At 66.6% G+C, this 19,411-nt stretch carries 21 protein-coding genes and 1 riboswitch; of the genes, 10 read left to right on the top strand and 11 right to left on the bottom strand.

Features of this window, described 5'->3' with window-relative positions:
• The first annotated feature begins 9 nt into the window (after positions 1-9).
• The gene (locus tag AC1MCD_RS17950) at positions 10-321 is read left to right on the top strand and encodes an SDR family NAD(P)-dependent oxidoreductase (protein ID WP_498673877.1); all 312 of its coding nucleotides are present in this window, start codon (positions 10-12) and stop codon (positions 319-321) included.
• A 67-nt stretch (positions 322-388) separates the two neighbouring features.
• Here the strand turns inward: AC1MCD_RS17950 and clpB are convergent, their stop codons facing one another.
• From clpB to AC1MCD_RS17985, 7 genes are all read right to left on the bottom strand, one after another.
• Positions 389-3,046: an ATP-dependent chaperone ClpB gene (gene clpB, locus AC1MCD_RS17955; RefSeq protein WP_498673880.1), complete on the bottom strand. Its 2,658-nt coding sequence runs from the start codon at positions 3,044-3,046 to the stop codon at positions 389-391.
• Positions 3,047-3,323: 277 nt separating this feature from the next.
• A complete protein-coding gene (locus tag AC1MCD_RS17960) occupies positions 3,324-3,995 on the bottom strand; it encodes a hypothetical protein (protein ID WP_498673883.1) in 672 nt (223 codons plus the stop codon).
• Positions 3,996-4,118: 123 nt separating this feature from the next.
• Positions 4,119-5,183 (bottom strand): sulfate/molybdate ABC transporter ATP-binding protein, encoded by a 1,065-nt coding sequence (locus AC1MCD_RS17965; RefSeq protein ID WP_498673885.1) that lies wholly within the window; start codon positions 5,181-5,183, stop codon positions 4,119-4,121.
• Entirely contained in the window at positions 5,180-6,034 is an 855-nt protein-coding gene (locus AC1MCD_RS17970; protein WP_498673887.1) for an ABC transporter permease, read from the bottom strand. Before AC1MCD_RS17970 ends, AC1MCD_RS17965 begins: the two co-directional genes overlap by 4 nt.
• Positions 6,035-6,042: 8 nt before the next feature.
• Positions 6,043-6,840 (bottom strand): molybdate ABC transporter substrate-binding protein, encoded by a 798-nt coding sequence (modA, locus tag AC1MCD_RS17975; RefSeq protein WP_498673889.1) that lies wholly within the window; start codon positions 6,838-6,840, stop codon positions 6,043-6,045.
• Positions 6,837-7,247: a TOBE domain-containing protein gene (locus tag AC1MCD_RS17980; protein WP_498673891.1), complete on the bottom strand. Its 411-nt coding sequence runs from the start codon at positions 7,245-7,247 to the stop codon at positions 6,837-6,839. Before AC1MCD_RS17980 ends, modA begins: the two co-directional genes overlap by 4 nt.
• 35 nt (positions 7,248-7,282) lie before the next feature.
• Entirely contained in the window at positions 7,283-8,779 is a 1,497-nt protein-coding gene (locus tag AC1MCD_RS17985; protein ID WP_498673893.1) for an FAD-dependent oxidoreductase, read from the bottom strand.
• A gap of 230 nt (positions 8,780-9,009) precedes the next feature.
• On the opposite strand from AC1MCD_RS17985, the gene AC1MCD_RS17990 reads away from it, so the two are divergent.
• Positions 9,010-10,347 carry an FAD-binding oxidoreductase gene (locus AC1MCD_RS17990; protein ID WP_498673896.1) on the top strand — a complete coding sequence of 446 codons (1,338 nt, stop codon included), beginning with the start codon at positions 9,010-9,012 and terminating at the stop codon, positions 10,345-10,347.
• Positions 10,348-10,356: 9 nt separating this feature from the next.
• Positions 10,357-11,226 carry a DUF4031 domain-containing protein gene (locus AC1MCD_RS17995; RefSeq protein WP_498673897.1) on the top strand — a complete coding sequence of 290 codons (870 nt, stop codon included), beginning with the start codon at positions 10,357-10,359 and terminating at the stop codon, positions 11,224-11,226.
• Between the two features lie 78 nt (positions 11,227-11,304).
• Here the strand turns inward: AC1MCD_RS17995 and AC1MCD_RS18000 are convergent, their stop codons facing one another.
• From AC1MCD_RS18000 to AC1MCD_RS18015, 4 genes are all read right to left on the bottom strand, one after another.
• On the bottom strand, positions 11,305-12,270 hold the full coding sequence (locus AC1MCD_RS18000) for a plastocyanin/azurin family copper-binding protein (protein ID WP_498673899.1): 966 nt from the start codon (positions 12,268-12,270) through the stop codon (positions 11,305-11,307).
• Positions 12,271-12,590: 320 nt separating this feature from the next.
• Complete coding sequence (locus AC1MCD_RS18005) at positions 12,591-12,992, bottom strand: YccF domain-containing protein (protein WP_498673900.1); 402 nt, start codon at positions 12,990-12,992, stop codon at positions 12,591-12,593.
• A gap of 106 nt (positions 12,993-13,098) precedes the next feature.
• Entirely contained in the window at positions 13,099-13,698 is a 600-nt protein-coding gene (locus AC1MCD_RS18010) for a phosphoribosylanthranilate isomerase (protein ID WP_498673901.1), read from the bottom strand.
• Positions 13,699-13,842: 144 nt separating this feature from the next.
• Positions 13,843-14,652, bottom strand: coding sequence for a phosphotransferase family protein (locus AC1MCD_RS18015; protein ID WP_498673903.1), 810 nt, complete (start codon positions 14,650-14,652; stop codon positions 13,843-13,845).
• Between the two features lie 78 nt (positions 14,653-14,730).
• On the opposite strand from AC1MCD_RS18015, the gene AC1MCD_RS18020 reads away from it, so the two are divergent.
• From AC1MCD_RS18020 to AC1MCD_RS18050, 7 genes are all read left to right on the top strand, one after another.
• Positions 14,731-15,405, top strand: a complete 675-nt coding sequence (locus AC1MCD_RS18020) for a HutD/Ves family protein (RefSeq protein ID WP_498673904.1) — start codon at positions 14,731-14,733, stop codon at positions 15,403-15,405.
• Between the two features lie 83 nt (positions 15,406-15,488).
• The gene (locus tag AC1MCD_RS18025) at positions 15,489-16,019 is read left to right on the top strand and encodes a ferritin (RefSeq protein WP_498673906.1); all 531 of its coding nucleotides are present in this window, start codon (positions 15,489-15,491) and stop codon (positions 16,017-16,019) included.
• Between the two features lie 142 nt (positions 16,020-16,161).
• Positions 16,162-16,227, top strand: a riboswitch (guanidine-III (ykkC-III) riboswitch).
• A gap of 9 nt (positions 16,228-16,236) precedes the next feature.
• The gene (locus AC1MCD_RS18030; protein ID WP_498673908.1) at positions 16,237-16,560 is read left to right on the top strand and encodes a DMT family transporter; all 324 of its coding nucleotides are present in this window, start codon (positions 16,237-16,239) and stop codon (positions 16,558-16,560) included.
• Entirely contained in the window at positions 16,560-16,922 is a 363-nt protein-coding gene (locus AC1MCD_RS18035) for a DMT family transporter (protein ID WP_498673910.1), read from the top strand. The genes AC1MCD_RS18030 and AC1MCD_RS18035 overlap by 1 nt, the downstream gene beginning before the upstream one ends.
• 9 nt (positions 16,923-16,931) lie before the next feature.
• The gene (locus tag AC1MCD_RS18040; RefSeq protein ID WP_498673911.1) at positions 16,932-17,558 is read left to right on the top strand and encodes a nucleoside/nucleotide kinase family protein; all 627 of its coding nucleotides are present in this window, start codon (positions 16,932-16,934) and stop codon (positions 17,556-17,558) included.
• A 96-nt stretch (positions 17,559-17,654) separates the two neighbouring features.
• Positions 17,655-18,650, top strand: coding sequence for an aldo/keto reductase (locus AC1MCD_RS18045; RefSeq protein ID WP_498673913.1), 996 nt, complete (start codon positions 17,655-17,657; stop codon positions 18,648-18,650).
• Positions 18,651-18,675: 25 nt separating this feature from the next.
• Positions 18,676-19,326, top strand: coding sequence for an MBL fold metallo-hydrolase (locus AC1MCD_RS18050; protein WP_498673915.1), 651 nt, complete (start codon positions 18,676-18,678; stop codon positions 19,324-19,326).
• Positions 19,327-19,411 lie beyond the last annotated feature (85 nt).

Raw genomic sequence — 19,411 nt, forward strand, 5'->3', positions numbered from 1 at the left:
CTCGCGTCGATGTTCGGGCTCGTGGCCATCTCGAACAACATCGCTTACTCTGCCTCGAAGGGCGGCGTCGTGAACATGACCCGCGCCGCCGGGACGATGTACGCGAAGGAGGGCATCCGTGTGAACGCGGTGGCCCCGGGCGTTATCCGTACCCCGCTCATCGATGAGCCCACCCTCGAGCAGTACGCAAACCTGCACCCGGCCGGCCGCGTCGGCGAGGCGCAGGAAGTTGCGGACCTCATCACCTTCCTGGCGAGCGACAAGGCGAAGTTCATCACGGGCGCCACCATTCCGAGCGACGGTGGCTACACGGCCGTCTAGCCGAAACCTGCAACACGCAGAAGCGCCCCCTCCACCGGAGGGGGCGCTTCTCGTAGCTGGGTCGGTCCTAGTCCTTCCGCCGCACCACCAGGCCGGTACCGGCGGGAGCGCCGCCGTCGGGCCCTGCCGTTGCCTCGAGTCCCTCGATGGTGAGTTCATCGAGGTCGGCCGCCGTGTCCACGAGCACGGTGTCGCCGTCGGCGATCACCCCGGCGAGGATGGCCTTCGCCAGCCGGTCGCCGATCTCGCGCTGCACGAGCCGACGCAGCGGCCTGGCACCGTACGCGGGATCAAAACCGGACATAGCCAGCCAGGCGCGGGCGCCCTCGGACACTTCCAGCGTGAGCCGGCGGTCGTGCAGCCGCTTTCCGAGTTCGGCCACCTGCAGTTCCACGATGTGGGACAGCTCGTCCACGGTCAGGGCGTCAAACAGCACCACCTCATCCAACCGGTTGAGGAACTCCGGCTTGAAGGAGGCATTGACGGTGGCCATCACGGCATTCCGCTTGGCCTGGGCATCCAGCGTCTGGTCCACCAGGAACTGGCTGCCGAGGTTGGAGGTGAGCACCAGGATGGCGTTGCGGAAGTCCACGGTACGGCCCTGGCCATCGGTGAGACGGCCGTCGTCGAGCACCTGCAGAAGGATATCGAAGACCTCCGGGTGAGCCTTCTCCACTTCGTCGAGCAGGATCACCGAATACGGCCGACGGCGGACGGCCTCAGTCAGCTGACCACCCTCCTCGTAACCGACGTAGCCCGGAGGCGCTCCGACGAGGCGGGCCACCGAATGCTTCTCGCCGTACTCGGACATGTCGATCCGCACCATGGCGCGTTCGTCGTCGAACAGGAAATCCGCGAGCGCCTTGGCGAGTTCCGTCTTGCCCACGCCGGTGGGCCCCAGGAACAGGAACGAACCCGTTGGCCGGTTGGGGTCACTGATGCCTGCCCGGGCACGCCGCACGGCGTCTGACACCGCGGTCACGGCCTTGGACTGGCCGATCAGCCGCTTGCCGAGCTCCTCCTCCATGTGCAGCAGCTTCTGGCTTTCACCCTGCAGCATGCGGCCGGCGGGAATGCCGGTCCAGGCCGAAATGACCTCGGCAATGTCGTCCGCGGTAACCTGCTCGGCCACCATCTGGCCGGACTTGTCCGTCACAGCCTCTTCAGCTGCGGCGGCAGCGTTCAGCTCGCGCTCCAGCGCAGGAATCTCCCCGTAAAGGATCCGCGACGCCGTCTCCAGATCGCCCTCGCGCGCGGCCTTATCGTAGGTGGAGCGGAGTTCGTCCAGCTTCGCCTTCAGGTCGCCAACGCGGTTCAGGCCGGCCTTTTCAGCCTCCCAGCGCGCGTTGAGTGCATCCAGCTCCTCGGTCTTGTCCGCTTTGTCCGAGCGGAGGGCTGCCAGCCGCTCCACGGAGGCGGCGTCCTTCTCGTTCTCGAGGGCCAGCTCCTCCATGGTCAGCCGGTCCACCGCGCGGCGCAGCTGGTCGATCTCCTCCGGCGCGGAGTCGATCTCCATGCGCAGCCGGGAGGCGGCTTCGTCCACCAGGTCGATGGCCTTGTCCGGAAGCTGCCGGCCCGAGATGTAGCGGTTGGACAGGGTGGCGGCGGCCACCAGCGCGGCGTCGGCAATCGTCACCTTGTGGTGGGCCTCGTAGCGTTCCTTGAGCCCGCGAAGGATGCCGATGGTGTCCTCCACGCTTGGCTCGCCGACGTAGACCTGCTGGAATCGGCGCTCGAGCGCGGGGTCCTTTTCGATGTTCTCGCGGTACTCATCCAGCGTGGTGGCACCGATCAGCCGCAGCTCACCGCGGGCCAGCATGGGCTTGAGCATGTTGCCGGCATCCATGGACGACTCACCTGTTGCGCCCGCCCCAACCACCGTGTGGATCTCGTCGATGAAGGTGACGATCTGCCCTTCCGAGTTTTTGATCTCCTCCAGGACGGCCTTGAGCCGTTCCTCGAACTCGCCCCGGTACTTGGCGCCCGCCACCATCGAAGCGAGGTCCAGGGCGATCAGCGTTTTGCCGCGCAGGCTTTCGGGGACGTCACCTGCCACGATGCGCTGGGCGAGGCCTTCGACGACGGCCGTCTTGCCCACGCCGGGCTCGCCGATGATGACGGGGTTGTTTTTGGTGCGGCGGCTCAGCACCTGGATGATGCGGCGGATCTCGGTGTCGCGGCCGATCACCGGGTCCAGCTTGCCCGAGCGCGCCATCGCGGTGAGGTCGGTGCCGAACTTCTCCAGTGACTGGAAAGTGTTCTCGGGGTCCGGGCTGGTGACTTTACGGTCACCGCGGACACCCGGCAGTGCGGCGAGCAGCGCTTCATGGGAGGCGCCGGCGTCGCGCATTAGGCGCCCGACGGCGTCACTTCCGGCGGAGAGCCCGAGCAGCAGCACTTCGGTGGACACGAAGGTATCGCCGAGGCGGTCGGCCTCGTTTTTGGCGTTTTGAATGGCCTGCAGCGAGGGCCGGGACAGCTGGGCCTGCTGAGTGGACCCGCCGGACGTTGCCGGCAGCGCCTTGATGGCACTGCTCGCCTGGACGCTGACGGTGTCCGGATCAGTGCCGGTGGCGCGGAGGAGCGCGACGGCGACACCCTCCCGCTGATCCATCAGGGCCTTGAGCAGGTGGGCCGGCTCGACCTGCGGGTTACCCGCGGTGGAGGCGTTCATGGCTGCTGCCGAAAGAGCCTCCTGGCTCTTGGTGGTGAATTTGACGTCCAAAGAGAGCTCCTTTCGGAATGAGCATTTTCGCTAAGTTGAGTCTACTACGCTCAACTTTGAAGTACGCAACACAAAGAGCATTTTTGCCCGCAGCGAACCAGACGTACGGTGGCATGACCCCGGCCCGGGGAAGTGGTGCCCTTGCACTGTATCGCCGCTCACCTGATCAACCTAGGATCGATGTGTGACCGGGGACCACGGTTCCGCCGGCGCACTCCAGCGGAGGTTAGCCATGAAGAAGTTAGAATTCCTGGACCTGCCGAGGATGTAGGCGGCGTTAGCCCGCAGGGTACCCGGCCGCGGGTTTCGTCTCGATGTAGTTGATGACCAGGAAGTCTCCCGCCGGGACCAGTTCCACGTACCAGCGGGTGGGCTTGTCCAAGTCCTCCCAGCTGCCCTGGCCGGCAACCACGGGACGGTAGACGGCGTCGAACTTCAGGAACGTCCCGCTGTCCGTGGCGCTCGAATCGATTTCCTGCAGCAGGTCAAACTTCCCGCGCCCTCCTGTACCCGGCTCGGCCAGGCGGACCGCTGCCAGGTTCTGCTGGTTCATCGCCTTCACGGAGGCGAAGTATCCCTGCCAGGCGACATCGCTGTGGGTGGTGAACAGGGTGCTCGAGTAGGCCTCCGCGTTCCGGGTAGCCAGCCGCTCAACGCAGTTCTCGGGGACTGCCTTGCCGGGGCTCCACGCGGTGACCAGCTCGGAACCGGCATTGAACCAGCTGCTGTAAGCGTTCAGGACGCTGCCGATCGTCTCGCGCGGAGTGCCGATGGGGATCCGCACCGGCGTCAGGTCATTCTGGCCAACAAAGGGGCATTCCGGCGGCAGCGCCGACACGGGCGTGGCCGGCGCGATGTCGGGCAAAGGCGTTGGCGACGGGAACAGGCTGCAGCCCGCGAGTCCCGCCAGCAGCGCCAGCGCGGCAGCCGCCGTCGTAATTTTCTTCATGCTTCCCCCCAATACCGCCGCCCTCGTCCGGACGACGCTGACCAGCCTACCCGCGTCGGGGGCGCGGGTAGTGAGAGAGCGTCTGCCCAAAACCCGCGTTAAGTGAGAGAGCGTTGGGGGGGGTTAGCTGGGGTAGATGGCCACGGCGCCAGCCTTGATCACGAAGTACACCTGGATTCCGGGAGCGAGGCCCAGGTCGGCGGCGGCGGCCGGGGTGATGTCGGCACTCAGCCGCCCGCTTTCGCCCGCGCGGACGCGGATCTGGTCGCCGTGCGGCTCGAGGTCGGTGATGGTCACCGGGAAGGCGTTGCGCGGGCTGCCGTGCGCTTCGGACAGGAATACGGAAACGGCCGACGGCGGGAAGACGGCCACGCCCGGCTGTCCGGCGGGCAGCGGGCCGGGGAGGTCGTGGTGCTGTCCGTAGAGGCTCAGCCTGCCGGACCGGAGGCCGTGGTCGGTGATTTCGCCAGCCAGAAAGTTGAGCCCTGCGAGCCCGGCGGCAAACCGGCTGCGCGGCCGCTGCAGGACCTCGCGGGTGGGTTTTTCCTCGCTGATCCGGCCGTTTTCCACGATCACCACGCGGTCCGCCAGCATGAGGGCATCGAGGACGTCGTGGGTGATGATGATGGCGCGCCGGCCTGCCAGCACGCGTTTGAGCAGGCGCCGGAGCAGCGGCGCGGCATGGATGTCCAGTGCGGCCATGGGCTCGTCGAGGAGGAGCAGCCCGGGGTCGGCGGCGAGCGCCCGGGCCACCGCCACTCGCTGGGCCTGCCCGCCGGACAGCTCCGCGGGACGCCTGGCCTGCAGTTCCGTAGCCTCGACCTCCGCCAGCCAGTGCTGGGCGCACTTCCTGGCGGCTTGCTTCGAGGCGCCTGCGCTCCGGGGCCCGAACGCGACGTTGTCCAGCACACTCAGGTGCGGGAAAAGCAGCGGTTCCTGGGCCAGGAGTGCGGTGCCGCGATGATGCGGCGCGGTCCATGCCCCGCGCCCGGCCGTGAGATCAAAGAGCGTCCTGCCGTCCAGCTCCGCCCTGCCCGAGTCCGGGTGCAGGAGGCCCGCGATGACGTTAAGCAGCGTGGATTTCCCCGCGCCGTTGGGACCCATCACGGCCACTGTTTCGGCCGGCCCGACGCTGAGGGACACGTCGAAACCCCGCTGATCCACGGCGGCCCGGACCACAAACGTCACCGGACTGCACCGCTCGCGGCGGGCGCCGTCGTCGTACTCTCCGTGGTCGCCGGCCTGCCCACGCGGGGACTCCGGTAGGCGAGCGCCACCACGGCAACGGCGACGGCCACCAGGACCAGGGAAAGCGCGACGGCGGCGTCCGCATCCGTTTCGCGCTGCAGGTAGATTTCCAGCGGCAACGTCCGGGTCACGCCCTGCAGGCTGCCCGCGAACGTGAGGGTGGCGCCGAATTCGCCGAGGCTGCGCGCGAAGGAGAGGACGGCGCCGGACGCGAGGCCCGGCAGCACCAGCGGGAGCGTCACCCGCCGCAGCACGGTGCTGGGGCTGGCGCCGAGGGTGGCCGCCACGGCTTCGTACTTGGGCCCGGCAATGCGCAGCGCGCCCTCAAGGCTGACCACCAGGAACGGCAGGGCAACGAAGGTCTGGGCCAGCACCACGGCGGTGGTGGAGAATGCGATCTGGACGCCGGCCACCTCAAGCGTTCTGCCCAGCAGGCCCTGCCGGCCGAATGTGTACAGCAGCGCAATGCCGCCCACCACCGGGGGCAGCACCAGCGGCAGGAGGACCAGCGAGCGTAGGACACGCTGGCCCGGGAAGCTGCCGCGGGCGAGGACCAGGGCGAGCGGCACCCCCAGGATGATGCACAGGACCGTGCTCGCCGCCGAGGTGCGCAGGCTCAGGCCAAGGGCTGTCAGCGAGGATTCGGACGTGACCAGGGGGATGAAGTTGGCCCAGTTGACCTTGGCCACCATGGCCACCAGCGGGAGCACCACGAGCAGCGCCCCGGCTCCTGCGACGGCGTAGACCCAGGCGGGGATGCCCGTATAGATGGCAGCTTTGCGGGCGGTCACGGGTTCACCTACGGCTTGCCGAAGCCGGCGGCGGCCAGGGCAGCCTGGCCTTCAGTGCCGAGGACAAACTCCACAAACGCGTCGGCCGCGGCTTTGTTCCGGGCGCCCTTCACGGCGGCGATGGGATACGTGTTGATGGCCTTGGCTGCCTCGGGGAAGGGGATCTCCTTCACCTTGGCGCCCGCGCTCCTGGCGTCGGTGACGTAGACCAGCCCGGCGTCGGCCTCCCCCGAGGTGACCTTGCCCAGGACGTCGGTGACCGATGATTCCTCACTCACCGGGCTGAGGGTGGTACCCGTTTCCTGCTCGATGGCCCTGGTGGCAGCACCGCAGGGCACCTGGCTGGCGCAGGCCACCACCTTGACGCCGGACCGGGCGAGATCGCTGAAGCCGGTGATGCCGGCCGGGTTCCCGGACGGGACCACGATGGTCAGCGTATTCGTAGCAAAGTTCCTGGCTTCGCCGTCCACCAGGTCCTCGCCCTTGAGTTTGTCCATGTTCCGGGTGTCTGCGGAGGCGAAAACGTCGGCCGGCGCGCCCTGCGTGATTTGCGTGACCAGGTCCGCTGAACCGGCGAAGCTGAGGGTGACGTCCGATCCCGGGTTGGCCGCCTCGAACTTTCCCGCGATGTCCGTGAAAGCCGTTTTGAGGGATGCTGCAGCGAAAACGGTGACGTTGCCCGCGGCGCCGTACGTGCCGCCGTCGACCGTTCCTCCCTGGTTCGCCGGCCCGCGGTCAGCCGCCGGGGAACAGCCGGCGAGCGCCAGCGTCAGGACCGCGACTACGCCGGCGAAGGCGCGCCTCACGCGGAACCCTTGCCGTGCGGCGTTTCGATGATGACCGTGGTGGCCTTGACCACGGCGGTGGCCACGGAGCCGAGTTCCAGGCCAAGATCGCTAACGGCTTCGCTGCTCATCAGCGAGACCACCCGGAACGGGCCACATTGAAGCTCCACCTGCGCCATGACTTTGTCCGCGGTGATGCCCGTAACCAGGCCGACGAACCGGTTGCGCGCAGAGCTGCCGCTGCGGTGCGGATCATCCGGAAGCTGGGCGAGTTTCTGGGCGTGACGGGCCAGTTCCAGCCCGTCCACGGCCAGCCGGCCGGCGTCGTCCTTTATGGCGGTGAGGGTGCCGTTGTCCGTCCAGCGCCTGATGGTGTCATCACTGACGCCAAGGAACCGGGCCGCTTCGGAGACGCGAATGGTGGGCATTTGCCCATAATAGTCCGCATTTGCGGTTCTCGACCCTATTTCAGGCTTTCCGGCAGGCGTTCCGGTCCGGGCGGGAGGTTGGCGGTGGCGGGTCCGTGGATGACGGTGCCGTCGGCGGCGAACCGGGAACCATGGCAGGGGCAGTCCCAAGTGGTTTCTGCAGCGTTGAACTCGACGGTGCAGCCCAAGTGGGTGCAGATGGCAGAGAGGGAGTGGACCCGGCCGTCGGTGTCTTTGTAGACGGCAGTGCTCTCGCCGGCAACATCGATGACTGTTCCTTCGCCGGGGGCCAGCCTGACGCGGCCGGGCTGTGGGCTTGCCTTGCCGGGCACGTCCGGGGCCTCGTTCCCTGCCGCCAGCCCGGCGGAACTGGTTGCCGGTGCGGTTCGGTTGCTGTTGAACACTGCGGCCCAGGGGTTCTCCCGGCCGCTGATGAGGTCGGTGAGGATGAGGGCAGCAGCTGTTCCATTGGTCAGGCCCCATTTGCGCAGCCCGGTGATGACATACAGGTGCCTGGCGTCCGCGGACATGAGCCCCACGTAGGGCAGCCCGTCCACCGGCAAATTGTCCTGTGTTGACCACCGATGGGTGACCTCACTGACGCCGAGCCTGTCACGGGCGAACTCCGCCAGCCTGCGGTACCGCGCCGCGCTGTCACCGGCTTGGGACGCGGGATGGCCTTCCCCGCCGGTCAGCATATACGTCTGGCCATCGATGCTGACGGTCAGGATGGAACGCATCGGTTCGTCCACGCTGATAAACGTGGCGTCAAGCGGCGGAGTGTCCACGCGTCCCGCCACGATGTAGGAACGGTGCGGCTGACACCGGGCGTCGAAACTGCCCTGGTCGCCGAACGGCACATTCGTGGCGACGATGATGTCGCGGGCCCGGACCGTCCCGCCTTCGGTGTCCACCACACCGGGCGTGCCGTCGTGGACCCGCAGCGCCCGGGTCTGTTCGAAGACGAAGCTGCCGTCCCCGTGGACCGCACGCGCCAGGCCCTGAAGGTACTTCACCGCATGGAACTGTGCCTGCCCGTCGAACCGGACCGCGCCCCTGACCGGGAACGGCAGCGGCACATCCGTGGTGAAACTCGAGGGCAGGCCGAGGCTCGCGGCGAGGTCAGCTTCGGCGCGGACTTCTTCGAGGGCTTCGTCGGATTCGGCATAGGTGTGGTTGGCGACGAGGCGGAAGTCGCAATCGATGCTCTCCGCAGCCACCACCCGCTGTATGTGTTCGATCGCGCCCTGGTTGGCTTGGCCGTAGATGCGCGCGGTGTCCGTGCCGTGGTTGCGGGCGAGTTCGGTGTAGGCAAGCCGGTGAAGCGAGGTGACTTTTCCTGTGGTGTGGCCGGTGACGCCGGTGCCAACCCGGGCTGCCTCGATCACCGCGACAGTGTGCCCGGCCCGCTTGAGGGCCAACGCGGCCGTCAGCCCGGCGACACCGGCTCCGATGACGGCCACGTCCGCCTCGATATCCCGGTCCAGCGCTGGATAGCTGGTCTCTCCGGCGGAAGCGAGCCAGAGGGACACGGGTTCACCTTGCGGCCGGGAGTCCCCTGATATCACCATCGAAACCTCCCCTTTGACTGACGTGCGGCGGCATGTTTGCTGATCATCCGCCTTCCCCGGTGGAATATCAACGGCCCCGGCATCCTCCCCGCCGGCAGTATTCGCAGGTCAGCGGCGGACTGTGGAACATCCCGCGCCAGCGTCCTACGCTATGGGGAGGGGAGAGGCCGCGGTCGCTGAGGAGCGCGGTGATGAAGTGGATCAAGCCTGACAGCCCCGATTTTGACCAGGCCCGCAAGGTCTTCAATGCCATGATTGACAGACGCCCCGCGGTTATTGCCCAGTGTTCCAATGATGCCGAGGTAGCCGAGGCCCTCCGCTACGGACGCGAGAATTCCCTGGCCATTGCCGTCCGCGCCGGTGGACATTCAGTGGCCGGCATGTCCACGAACGACGGCGGCCTGGTGGTTGATGTCCGGCCCATGAAGTCGATCGACGTGAATCCGGAATCCGGCATTGTCACGGTCGGCGCAGGCGTGACCTGGGGCGAGTTCGACCACGCAGCCCAGGAGCACGCACTGGCGGTGACCGGCGGGCGCGCCTCGACCACCGGCGTCGCGGGTTTCACCCTCGGCGGTGGATCCGGGTGGCTGGAACGCGCGTACGGGTTCGCCTGTGACAGCCTCGTTGCGGTGAACCTGGTAACGGCCGACGGCGATCGGGTCACCGCGAGCGCCACGGAAAACCCCGAGCTTTTCTGGGCCTTGCACGGCGGCGGCGGGAACTTCGGCGTGGCCACGTCATTCACGTTCCAGGCACACCGGCTCGGGCCCGTGGTGCACGCCGGGATGTGGCTGTGGCCCGGCGAGGAGGCCACTGATATCACGCGGGCCTACCGGGACCTTGCCCTTGCAGCCCCCGACGGCGTTGGCACGGGGCTCCTGTATGTGACGGCGCCGCCCGAGCCTTTTGTGCCTGAGAACCTCGTGGGGAAAATGGCCGTGGTCATCGGCTACGTCTACGCGGGAGACCCGGGGGAAGGCTCCGAACACGCCCGGCCCTTCCGCGAACTGCGGCCGGCCGCTGACCTGGTGGGCGACACGCCCTATGCCGAGTTCAACGGCGCCCTGGACGACCCGCCGGACCACTACAACTACTGGAGCGCGGACTATCACAACGACATGCCCGACGATGCCCTGGACCTGTTTGTGGACTCGGCCCGGAACCTTCCCGACACCACGTCGCAGCTGCTGATTGCCCGCTGGGGCGGCGCGGTGGGTGGAAACGCCGGGACAGCAACGCCGCTGATCAACAGAGACGCGGCCTGGGTGAGCCACCCCTACGGTATCTCCCCTACGCCCGAAGAAGGCCAGCTCGCCAAGGCCTGGGTAAAGGACTTCCGGCAGAAAATTGCGCCGTATGCCAACGGCGGGGTGTGGTTGAACTTCATCGGAAACGAGGGGCAGGACCGGATCCGTGCCGCGTTCGGCGACGCGAACTATGCGCGGCTGGCCAGGGTCAAACGGGACTTCGATCCGCAGAACGTGTTCAAGGGCAACCAGAACATCCGGCCGGCTGGCTCGAACTAGACTTCCACCATGGCGATTTACCTGGATCCGCCCCTGTGGCCTGCCCACGACACGCACTTTTCGCACTTGGTCTCCGATAACTCACTGGCGGAGTTACATGCTTTCGCGGCCGCGGCAGGCATCCCGGACCGGGCATTCGACGCCGACCATTACGACGTCCCGGAGCGCCGGTTTGATGACCTCGTGGCCGCCGGCGCCATCCCGGTGGAAGCCCGGATTTTGGTCCGCAAGCTCATCGCCAGCGGGCTGCGCATCCCTGCCCGGCAGCGCAGCAAATCCCTCAAAGTGCCGCTACTGAACCGCTGGGAAAGGATTATGCCCGGCCACGACGCCCTCTTCCTGGACCTCCTGGACCGCTGGGGCGAGGAGCACCGCAAGTACCACGGCCGCACCCACCTCCTCGCCGTGCTGGAGGCCCTGGACCTGCTCACCGATCCCGCCGATCCGCCCCGGACCGTGCTGCTGGCGGCCTGGTTCCACGACGCCGTGTACCGCGGAGTCGGTGGCGAGGATGAGGAGGATTCCGCCCAACTTGCCGAGGACAGGCTGGCTCAGGCCGGGCTTCCGGCGGCCGAGGTGGAGGAGGTGGCGCGGCTGGTCATGCTGACGTCGGACCACCGCCCGGAACCAGGGGACGACGACGGCGCCCTCCTCTGCGACGCGGACCTCTCGGTCCTCGGCGGCGAACCCGGGCCGTACGCCCGGTACGTGGCCGCCGTCCGGGAAGACTACGCGCACATCGGGGACGCCGATTTCGCAGCCGGACGCGCCGCCGTCGTACGCCAGTTGCTGGAACTGGACCCGCTCTTCCACAGCCAGCGGGCACGGGAACTGTGGCTCGACGCCGCGCGCCGGAACCTTCAAAGCGAGCTCGTCTGACTCTTCCGGGGCTGCAGCGGCGACCGGCAGGGACAGACAGCCCGGCTGGATTCCAGCCGGACCGTCATGGAGAAATCCTCAGTCTACGACCCTGACCTTTCCCACCATCCCCATGTAGTCATGGAGGGCGCAGATGTACTTGAAGGTGCCCGCTTTCGTGAACGTGACCTCGAAGGATGACGCCTTACCTGCATTCGCGGGAATGATTCCCGAGCTGAGATCGCCCCCGCTGAACTGGGTGGGATCACCCGAAGGAGCGAAAACATTGGCCGGCTCGTTGCCGAAGGTGACCGTGTGGGGCGCATCCATTCCGGGGTTGCTGAAGACCACCTTGTCGCCCACGTGCACTGTCACGGTCTCCTGGACGAAGCGCATGACCATCGCCACGCCGTCGTCGCTGCCTGCCAGCACCAGGTGATTGTTGGCCTGCTCGGCCAAGGAATCATTCAACCGGTAGCCGTCACGAAGGATGGACCGTTCCTGTTCGTAGGACGAGCGATCGTAGTCCCTCTGGCTATAGGGGTAGTCCGACCCTTCTGCCTGGACGTGGACCGTCCCCTTCATGGCCATGCCGTGAACCAGGCAGTAATACGTGAAGTCGCCCACCTTCGGGAACGTGAGTTTGTAGCTTTCCACGACAGTAAAACCCGGAACCGCGACGTTGGACATGAGCCCCGAGTTGTAATAGGAAGTCCCGTCGTAGCTCTCCGTACCCACCAGTCCCAGTTGTTGAGGGTCAAACGGATCAAAGGGCTTCAGCGATTGGCCCTTGGCGAGGAAAGACACGGTGTGTATTTCGGCGCCGTTCGCCTCCCAGTTAATGGTGTCCCCGGCGTTGACCGTGATGTCCGAAGGGAGGAAGGCCATGCCCTGAATTGCCTGGTCCCAGGATTCGGAGCCGACTTGAACTGTCCAGGAATGCGTCCCCGAGTTGGATGCACCTGCCGGACCGGCGATGGCCAATGATGTTGCCAGCGCAGCGGCGGCCGCCAGGATGAACGGAAGTTTGTGGAATCTGGTGCGAATGCCCTTTATGTGCTTCATCGCAATGCTCTCTTTGTAAACCGTGTCCGGCCATCACTGGCCGATGGATCACCGTGACCGGTTAACCCCAGCCGGGAGAAATCCCACTCTGGTCACTGTTCTCGGCGGGCGGATCCTCGGCCGTTCCCTGCAAGGGTGCAGGAACGTAGGCAACCAGCAAGATTCACGCGCCGGAAAAGCACCACAACTGTGGTGCGGCGCAGATTTTCGATTTTGATCCAAGCGCCTTCGCTGGCGGGCGTGATAGCCAACGGGCGGAAGCTGGGGCGCAATTATCACACTCCTCCTGCGGCCCCCATTTGTCGAGGTCTATGCGCCGGTTAACGGTAGGCGGTGATGAACGGCCTGTCGGTGGGCACGATCTGCTTGCCAAGCGGCATCAGGCTCACCGGGATGAGCTTCAGGTTGGCGATGGCCAGCGGGATGCCAATGATGGTGACCGCCATTGCGAAGGCCGTGACCACGTGGCCGATCGCGATCCAGATGCCCGCCACCACCAGCCAGATAACATTCCCTAGCATCGGGAACACCCCGGTCCCGCCCGGCTTGTCCACCACCATCCGCCCGAAGGGCCACAAGGTGTACGCCGCGATCCGGAACGAGGCGATGCCCCAGGGGATGGTCACGATCAGCAGGCAGCAGATGACGCCGGCCGCGAAGTAGCCGAGGGCAAGCCAGAATCCGCCAAAAACGAGCCAGATGATGTTGAGCAGTGTCTTCATCTGTCCATTGTGCCTTGCGGGGTCTGACAAAAACGTAGGGGTCTGCCCTAATTGGCCCCTGAATTCGGGCCGCCTTGTGCGGAGACCAGCGGTCAGGTGAGTGGACTCAGGCCTTGGCGGCCTTCACGAAGGCGGCGATTTTGTCCAGGTCCTTTACCCCGCGCGAGGCTTCGACGCCGGAGGAGACGTCCACACCCCACGCGCCCGCGGCCGCTGCGGCCTCGCTCACGTTGGCGGGATTCAGCCCGCCGGCCAGCAGCCAGTTGCGGCCCTGAAGCTCCGTGACGTCCACCATGGAGGCGTAGTCCCACGTCTCGCCGGACCCGGGGACCGCGGCATCGATCAACAGGATGTCCTCGCCCCAGTTGGCGAACGCGTCCGCCGTGGCAGCCATGGTGACGGCCCTGACCAGCTTCATGCCGGCGTCGTGCACTGTGGAAACGTCCTCCGGGGTGAGGTCACCATGGAGCTGGATCCACTCGAGTCCGGCGGTGCGGGCGATTGCAAGGGCATCGGCCACAGGTTCATGCCGGAAGACGCCGATGGCGGTCACGCCGGCAGGCACGTTGGCCAGCAGCGCCGAAACCTGGGACGGCGAGACTGCGCGCGGGCTTGCCGTCAGGACAAACCCGACGGCGTCAGCGCCGGCGTCGACGGCAACGCGGACCGATTCCGGCGTACTGAGACCACATATTTTGACGAACATTCCCGGCTCCTTGAGGCTTTCTGTGCAGTGTCCCCCGGGAGGAGAGTAGCAGGGATCGGGGCCTGCGGATGCTGATCCTCCTCAGATGGACAACACGCGCTCCACCATGGCCCGTCCGGCCTGTTCAAAGGCAGTATCGCCAACCTAGTTCGCCCACACCACTGTGCCGATGGCCTGATTGAGGTTCTCCAAACGCCACATGTCTGCTTCAGCGGGTCCCACCACTTTGCCCAGGCCGTCATAAAAGGCTGCCGCAAGTCCGGGCCGGCCAACGAACTGCTGGTGGCTGAGCCGGACAAGGTCGTGTACCCACGGACGCGGTTCCGCCCGGCCAAAATCGATGATTTTGACCTGTCCGTCCGCCCGCAGCCAGTTCCGCGGCTGGTAGTCGCCGTGCGTAGACACCAGCTGAACCGTGCCCGGCTCCAGCGCACTGAGCTCGTCTGCGAGCCTGCCGAGGTGGGTTTCCGGCACAAGCCCGTGTGCCCGGTCCAGCCGCGCCCAGGTTTTGGCGGTCAACGCCTTGGCATACTGCGTGGAGGTGCCGGCCGGCCGGTGGATTCTTTTCAGGAGCGTTCCAGCCTGGCGGTACGTTTCGGGGCAATCCTCGGCCGGCGTTCCTTCCACCAGGGTCCCCGGAAGGAAACCGGTTACCAGGATCCCGGCCTCCGCCGAGGCGTGCCGCAGCTCGGGCACCCGGCCTGCCAGGTCTGTTTGGCCCGCCAGGCCTGTGCGGCCGGCCGGGTCTTCGACGCCGAGGCCATGGGCTGCGATTTCGCGGCGGATGTGGTGGCTGGTGGTGCTCGCCTTGACGATGAATTCTTCGCCGGACTGCGCCAGAACGTGGAGGACGGTGGTGTCCTGCAGGGGCCAGCTGTAGTCGCGCACCACACTGAACGAGCCGAGCCAGCACGTCAGGAGCCGGCTTTGTTCATCCGAGATCCCCTGGCGCATCCACCCAGCATGCCACGCGTAGGCGGCCTGCCGAACGAACCAGCCGGACAAACCAGCCGGACAAACTAGTCTGGACCAATGGAGATCATCCGCTTCGCAGAACTCAGGTCCGAACCGTGGCGCAACGGCGGCGGGGCAACCCGCGAACTGGCCAGCCATCCCAAGGCAGCCTCGGCACAGGACGGCGCCTGGGACTGGCGCGTCAGCATCGCCGACGTCACCAAGGCCGGGGATTTCTCGGCGTTCCCCGGCATGGAGCGGGTACTGACCGTCGTGGAGGGTGAATTACTTCTGCTCACCGTGGACGGCGCCGAGCATCCGCTGGAAAAGTACCGGCCCTTCAGGTTCTCCGGCGACGGCGCTGCGCACGGCGCCCTGCCCACCGGTGACATCCGCGACCTCAACGTCATCACCCGGGCCGGTTCGTTCAAGGGCTTCACGTCCATCATTGAGCTGTCCAAGAAGCGCGCGCACCCGGTTTTTGCGGGTCAGCTCGCGGTGCTTTTGCAGGGCCAGGCTACGGTCAGCCCCGGCGCAGCCGAGGCTCCAAACGCTTCCGAGGCTCCAAACGCTTCCGAAACCGGCGCAGCTGCGAGCGCCGACGGCGGTGCCGACGGCGAAGCTGCCGCCTCCCCCGCGGAACCCGAGGCACTCAACCGCTATGACGCCGTCGTCGGTTCCGATGACCATTCCCCCGAGATCCTGGGCCGCGGCTTCCTGGCCGTGGTTTCGATCGACCGCGTGGCGGGCTGACGGCGCTGCAGGCCAGCCTCGCCTTCGTTACCTGAGCCTTTCCACACTGGTGAGCCGCTGGCCGCGCTCCTAGACTCGGGGCTATGACTTCCACCCCCTTCAATGCGCTCCTGTCCACCCAGATCGGCAACGAGTTCGCGGCCTCGCAGCAGTACATCGCCGTAGCCACGTGGTTCGCCAACCAGGACCTTCCGCAGCTGGCCCGCTACTTCTACCGGCAGTCGGTGGAGGAACGGAACCACGCCATGATGATGGTGCAGTACATGCTGGACCGTGACATCGTCTTCACCATCCCGGGAGTCCCGGCTGTGCGGAACGACTTCACCAACGTGACCGAGCCGCTTGCCCTGGCGCTGCAGCAGGAGAAGGAAGTGACGGCCAGCGTCGAGGCACTCTTCCGGGCCGCCCGCGCCGAGGACGACGCCCTGGGCGAGCAGTTTATGCTCTGGTTCCTCAAGGAGCAGGTGGAGGAAGTCGCCTCCATGACCACCCTCCTGAACATCGCCGAACGCGCAGACAACCTGTTCGACATCGAGAACTTCATCGCCCGCGAAACCGTCGGCGACGGCGGCCGTGACTCCTCCGCACCCGAAGCTGCCGGCGGCGCGCTCTAGTCCTGCTCCCCAACTAAGTAGCGCTAAGTGTCGTTTTGAGCGCTCAAAACGACACTTAGCGCTACCTACTTGGGCTCCGACCCCCGGCGGTGAGGTTGGCCACCAACAGTGCCACCCGCCGTCGGGGGTTGCTACGCTGGAAACAAGGCTCCGCAAACGGGCCTCCGGACGACGGTTCAGTACCCGGCACGCGACAAGACTGGCCAAAGGATCTGTCATGTCGTGGTTAATCCTCGTTCTTTCCGGGTCGCTGGAGGCCGTCTGGGCCGCCGCCCTGCACCGAACCTTTCAGGCTTCAGGCCTGCGCCGCGTCGCGCCCGCCCTCCTCTTCCTGGCCTCCGTCCTCGCCAGCATGGCCGGCCTCGCCATCGCCATGCAGTCCATCCCCACCGGGACCGCCTACGCCGTCTGGGTGGGCGTGGGTGTGGTGCTGACCTCCGCTTACGCGATTCTCACCAAGGCTGAACGTCCGACGACGGCGCGCCTGCTGCTGCTGACCGGCATCGCCGCGTGCGTGGTTGGCCTGAAGGTGGTGGCGTGATGAACCCGCGTTCCGTCGCCTGGCTGCTGCTCCTCGGCTCCGCCGTCCTTGAGGCCGTCTGGGCCACTGCTTTGGGCCTGTCCGACGGCTTCACCCGCCCGCTGCCCACCCTTGTCTTCGCCGTGACGGCGACCCTGAGCATGGTCGGCCTGGGCCTGGCCATCCGAAGCATACCGCTCGGCACCGCCTACGCCGTCTGGGTGGGAATCGGGGCTGCCCTGACAGTCGGCTGGGCCATGGCCACCGGCGTCGAACCTTTCAGCCTGCTGAAGGTGCTGTTCATCGCCGGGATTGTGGGCTGCGCGGCAGGACTCAAGTCCCTGCCCGCTGATTCCAAGGTCCGGGAGGACCAGTCGGTTTAGGCTTTTGCCATGGACTCCCCCGAAATCTCCGCTGCGATCGACACGCTGAGGCACAGGCTCCACGCCGGCCGTCGGACCCTGCTGGGCATCACCGGGGCGCCCGGGTCCGGCAAGTCCACGTTCGCCGCCCGCCTGCAGCAGGAGTTCGGCCCTGGGGTTGCCGTTGTGGTGCCGATGGACGGTTTCCACCTGGGCAACGCGATCATCGACGGCACCCCGCTGCGGCAGCGCAAAGGGGCCATGGACACGTTCGACGTCGGCGGCTACCTGTCGCTGCTGCAACGGCTGGTCCGGCGGGATGAGGCAGTGGTCTATGCTCCGGAGTTCCGGCGCACCCTGGACGAACCGGTGGCCGCGTCCATTGCTATCCCGGGGTCCGTGCCGCTGGTGATCACCGAAGGGAACTACCTGCTGGCCGAGACACCTGAGTGGAAGAATGTGCGGGCGCAGCTGGATGAGGTCTGGTTCATGGAAACGCCTCCTGCCGTTCGGCTGGCCAGACTGGTGGACCGGCACGTGGAGTTCGGCATGGAGCGGACCGCCGCGGAAGCCTGGGCCTCGGGTCCGGATGAGAGGAACGCCCGGCTCATCGACGCCACGCGCCAGGCAGCGGACCGGATCATCCCCTGGGGCTAGGAAGACTGCTGTGGAATACTGCAGCCGGTGACGGGGTTCTTGGCTGGGAAACGCACCAGCATAACTCAAGAGTCCACAACGGAATGGAGAGCGATCATGACTGCACCATCGGTTCACCTCGGCGACGGCCTCAACGTCAGCCCCCTCGGCTTCGGCGGAATGGCCCTCACCCCCGTCTACGGCGGAATTGACCAGGACGAGGCACTCAAAACCCTGCACCATGCCGTGGACGCCGGCGTCAGCTTCATTGACACCGCGGACATCTATGGCGGGGGCAGCAACGAGGAACTCATCGCTCAGTTGCTCAAGGACCGCCGGAGCGAAGTCCAGCTGGCCACCAAGTTCGCCCTCGTGGGCACGCCAACGGAGGGCTACACGGACATCCGGGGCGATGCCGCCTACGTCCGGCAGGCCGTCGACGCCAGCCTAAAGCGGCTCGGGACGGACGTGATCGACCTCTACTACATGCACCGCCGTGACCTCCGCGTTCCGATAGTGGAAACCGTGGAGGCCATGGCGGGGCTGGTGCAGCAGGGCAAGGTCAAACACCTTGGCCTGTCTGAGGTGACCGCGCAGGAGCTGGCTGAAGCCCACGCGGTACATCCGATCGCCGCGGTCCAAAGCGAATGGTCCATCTGGAGCCGGGATGTGGAACGCAACGTTGTTCCGGCCGCGGCCAGCCTGGGCGTGGGCTTTGTGCCGTATTCGCCATTGGGCCGGGGATTCCTCACCGGCACCGTGGACGCGTCGAGCCTGGGAGCCAGCGACTTCCGACGCCGTATCCCCCGTTTCGCCGAGGACGCCGCCGACGCCAACCAGGCTGTAGTGGCGGCAGTCCAGGCCGTGGCCACGGAACTGTCCGCAACCCCGGCCCAGGTGGCACTCGCCTGGCTGCTGGCGCAGGGAAAGCGACTGGGCCTGCCCGTGGTCCCCATCCCCGGTACGCGCAAAACGCACCGGATCGACGAAAACCTCGGCGCCCTGGCCCTGGTCCTGACCCCGGCGCAACTGAACGCACTGGATGAGGCCGCGGACGCCGTCGTCGGCTCCCGCTCCGCGGACCCCAGCTGGGTGTCCGAAGGCCGCGAATAACTGGGCCGTGAATAAACTGGGGCGCATGGACACGCTCATTCACGACTTACAGGACATCACCATCCGCCGGATATCGGTCAGCGAGATGGACAACAACGTGTATCTGCTGACCGCCAAGGCGTCCGGCGCGCAGCTGCTGATCGACGCCGCGGATGATCTCCCCGCTATCCAGGGGCTGCTGCAGGACGCGGCCGCGGATACCGTGGCAACGCCCAAGCTTGCGCTGATCGCCACCACGCACCAGCACTGGGACCACGTCCGGGCGCTGAAGGAATTGGTGGCAGCAACCGGTGCACCGACCCTGGCCGGAACGGACGACGCCGATGCGCTGCCAGTATCCGTGGACCGGACACTTGATCACGGGGATACCTGCGCCGTGGACGGCTTCGAGCTCACCGCAGTGCACCTGCGCGGGCACACACCGGGGTCCATCGCGTTTGTGTATCGGGACCCGGCCGGGCCCACCCACATCTTCTCCGGGGACTCACTCTTTCCCGGGGGTGTGGGCAACACCCAGAAGGATCCTGCACGCTTCAGCCAGCTGATTAATGACGTCAGTGACCGGCTGTTCGATGCCTACCCGGATGACACCGTGGTGCACCCGGGCCACGGCAGCCCCACGACCCTGGGCGCGGAACGCCCGCACCTCGAAGACTGGCGCGCCCGCGGCTGGTGAAATCCGCGCAACTTTCCGCCAGGTAGTCGGACGGCCGCTCCCGGGATCCCGGGAGCGGCCGTCCGTTTGCCTAGCGAAAATCGTT

Source organism: Arthrobacter sp. BF1, assembly GCF_056680215.1.